Origin of the sequence: Chamaesiphon polymorphus CCALA 037 (assembly GCF_003003845.1) — a bacterium.
Lineage (GTDB): Bacteria > Cyanobacteriota > Cyanobacteriia > Cyanobacteriales > Chamaesiphonaceae > Chamaesiphon > Chamaesiphon polymorphus.
This window is the reverse complement of sequence record NZ_PVWO01000573.1, coordinates 1-3,367: the sequence shown is the minus strand read 5'-3', so window position 1 is coordinate 3,367 and position 3,367 is coordinate 1. Positions and strand designations below refer to the sequence as shown.

The 3,367-nt window shown below is 43.2% G+C and carries 4 protein-coding genes; 3 read left to right on the top strand and 1 reads right to left on the bottom strand.

What is annotated here, in order from left to right; all coding sequences use genetic code 11:
• Positions 1–59: 59 nt before the first annotated feature.
• Positions 60–554: a hypothetical protein gene (locus tag C7B77_RS26565; RefSeq protein WP_106312082.1), complete on the top strand. Its 495-nt coding sequence runs from the start codon at positions 60–62 to the stop codon at positions 552–554.
• A gap of 8 nt (positions 555–562) precedes the next feature.
• Here the strand turns inward: C7B77_RS26565 and C7B77_RS31550 are convergent, their stop codons facing one another.
• A complete protein-coding gene (locus C7B77_RS31550; protein ID WP_281261392.1) occupies positions 563–694 on the bottom strand; it encodes a hypothetical protein in 132 nt (43 codons plus the stop codon).
• 6 nt (positions 695–700) lie between these two features.
• Between C7B77_RS31550 and C7B77_RS26560 the strand changes: the two genes are divergently transcribed.
• Positions 701–1,831: an NACHT domain-containing protein gene (locus C7B77_RS26560; protein ID WP_181244047.1), complete on the top strand. Its 1,131-nt coding sequence runs from the start codon at positions 701–703 to the stop codon at positions 1,829–1,831.
• 114 nt (positions 1,832–1,945) lie between these two features.
• Positions 1,946–3,367 (top strand): HEAT repeat domain-containing protein (locus C7B77_RS26555; RefSeq protein WP_146138539.1); only part of this gene is annotated, 1,422 nt, incomplete at its 3' end.

Here is a 3,367-nt window from a genome sequence, read left to right as displayed (position 1 = left end):
GCATGAGGATTTGGGTATGCTATCTGTAGTGTCTCCGCCCACTCAACCTGAAAGACTCTATGACTATCGATCGACTTTCTCACCTGCAAACTGAAATTGAAGGCTATTACGAACAGCTTGCGGGGAAAGAATCCGCACTGCGAACCATTGAGGAAGCTGAAAAAGTCAGAATCGAGCAACAAATCCGCAAGGTGAAACAAGATATTGCCAAGATTCAAGGTGAATATTGGGTGCTATTGAAATCGCAGACAGCGCGCTTGGAAATTACCGATGCTGATGCAGAAATAGTAATTGCGGAAATTATGCCGCAAGTCGAGATTCTACAGTACCAACCGACAGTTCAGAATAATGCCGAATTAGTAAAGTTACTCAACGAGATTAAAGCAGAATTAACCAAACCAGAAACTCCTGGTTCCGGCAAGCTCAAGGCTGCAATTCCTCTACTACCAGGATTTTTATCCTATGAGCTGGAGTTGGATACAGAAGGACTACTGCAACGATTATTTCCGACTTTTTCTAAACTGGCTGGGAAGCTAAAAAAGACCCAAGCCTAGGTCGAGGGCTAGGATCGATCGCCCAAAACACACACTACATCGACTGGCTCGATCGATCGCGCCAACTCCTCCAAGCCCAAAAACACCTCACCACCAACCGCCTCCTCAAAGAATCCACCCGCAACTTTGACGATATTCACGTCCCCTTGGGACTAATCGAGCGCAAAGAACGCCCCAAGGTGAAAGAGGAGCCATCACCAGAACAGGGTTCCCAGCTATACCAAACCGAATACACCGAAACCAAACGCTTCGAGCATGAGGCATTTCTCGCCGAGGTGGTGGGAAAACGTGCTGGGGGCAAACATATCGCGATTATTGGCGAACCTGGTGCGGGTAAGACTACCATCCTGACTAAAATCGGTGCATGGCTGATTCAGCAAGCCGAGCAACAACCGCCAGCACCATTGGTAGTGGCGTGGATATCGCTAGCAGATGTCGGAGATCGCCGACTGCAAGCATATCTGCGGGATGAATGGCTGCCAAAAGTTTGCGAAGACAATTTTGATGCGGCTTGGGAAGACTGGAAAGGATTGCGCCAGCAGGGACGGGTGTGGCTGTTATTGGATGGTTTGGATGAAATGTCTGGCGATGCTTTGACAGCGATTCATCGCGATTTGGGACAGGCTTGGGCGCAGAATTTGCGGGTGGTGATGACGTGTCGCATCAATCAGTGGGAAGCCTCTGCGGGTGGTAATATTCTAATCGATAGCTTTGATGTTTATCGCACGCTGGACTATAGCTATCGGACGAGTCAGGGTGAAGACCAAGTAAAGGATTTTATTTGCAAGTGGTTTGCCGATAATGAAAAAGTAGCTACCCAGATTCGCACGGAGTTGGATGCTCCAGGCAAGGAACGGATTAAGGATTTGGTGAAAAATCCGCTTCGATTGACCCTATTGTGTGCTTCTTGGGAAAAAGACAACCAAGCTCTACCAGAGACACAAGCCGATTTGTATTGGGGGTTTGTAAATTATCTGTATAACTGGAAGGCGGCGGAGTTTTCAGATGAAGTCAAACTCAGACAGGAACTAGATCTAGCGTTGGGAGAACTGGCAAAGGCAGGTTTGAATCGACAACCGATTAATGATGGCGCAGTCAGACGGTTTCGCTTTACTGTTTCGGAAATTAGCAAGTTATGGACAGATAGATCGGATACTTTACTCCCTGCTGCGAAGAATTTGGGCTGGTTGAATGTGGTGGGAGAGGAAGCAGGGGAGGCTGTATATGCTTTTTACCATCCGACGTTTCAAGAATATTTTGTGGCTTGCAGTATCTAGGATTGGGATTATTTTTTACCTAGAGCGCATATCGATCGACCCGTCTTCTGTGAGAGTGGAGAAAATCTATATCGGGTATTCGAGCAGGAATGGCAGCAGGTAATTTTGCTTTGGATGGGTCGCAATAATGAGGATATAGCGAATGAACTAAAGGAAGAACTTATCGATAAGTTAACTCATTTTAAAGAGCAGGAAAATGAATTTTATTATTTTCGTGCCTATGGAATGGCAGCTACCTATATTAGAGAGTTTAAATGTTCTCGACAAGCTCAATCTATTGTAAAGCAAATAGTTGTATGGTCATTTGGATATTTTAATACAGACAACCATAAATGGGATATTTTTTCAGATCCTATTAAGTCTTTTGCGTTAGAAAAAATACTTTTTACACATAGGGGATATGCGATCGAATCTCTAACCTCACTATTAGAGCGTGATGATTTGTCGGATGATGTGGCGGATTGGCTGCGTTGTCTGGTTGCAGAGGCATTAGGTAAAATTGATGCAAAAAACTCAAAGGCGATTACTACTTTAAAGACATTATTAGAACGAGATAATTTGGAGGATTGGCTCCGAGTCCGTGTGATATTCACATGGCGCACTATCGGTGTAGGGAATCAAGATGCAATATATACTCTAGTCCAATTCTTAAAGCAGAATTATTTATCTCCGACAATCGCTCTGAATGTTGTCGATGTATTAAGCACTATCGGGGTAGGGAATCAAGAGGTGATAGATACTCTAGTCCAACTTTTAGGACAGAGTGATGTGGATTTATTGCTCTACAATCTTGTTGCAGAAGTATTAGGGGAAATCGGTGTTGGAAATAAAAAAGCGATAGATAATATAGTTCAAATATTACAACGCGATCGACCAGTACATTCATTACGCTATCTTGCTGCACAGGTATTAAGTAAGATTGGTATTGGAAATAAAAAGGCTATAGATGCTCTAGCTAAATTCAATGAAAGTGTTATAGATGTTTTTAGCGATCTCTTAAATCAGGATACATTGAATGATGATTCCTGCTTCTTTGTGAATGAAGCATTGAAGACGATCGAGGTGGGAAATAGAAAAGCAATCGGTACTTTAGAGCAGCTTTTGTCGAGGTCTTTGTCTGATGAACTCTGCGCTTGTATCGCAAAGGAATTAGGAAAGATCGATGTGGAGAATAGCAAAGCAATCACCGCATTGGAGGAACTTTTATCCAAGTCTTTGTCTGATAAACTTTGCGCTTATGTTGCAGAGGGGCTACTAACTATCGACGAGGAGAATAGCAAAGCAATCGTCGCGTTAGAAGAACTTTTGCTGAAATCTTTGTCCGATGAAATTCGGGTTGCTTCGGCATATTGTCTGGCAAAAATTGAAGTAAAAAATCAGGCTTTAGCTACTACTTTAATTCGACTTGCCAATCAAGAAAAAATGACGGACTACTTTCTAGTTCATATATTGCTTCTGTTAGAAAAGATTGGCTTCGGGAATGAAGAAGCAATCTTTTGTATCGTTAAATTTTTGGTAGAAAGGGGAAATACAAGC

Excerpts from the sequence above, each read along its gene's own strand:
- C7B77_RS26565 (WP_106312082.1), top strand. The coding sequence starts at position 60 with ATGACTATCGATCGACTTTCTCACCTGCAAACTGAAATTGAAGGCTAT.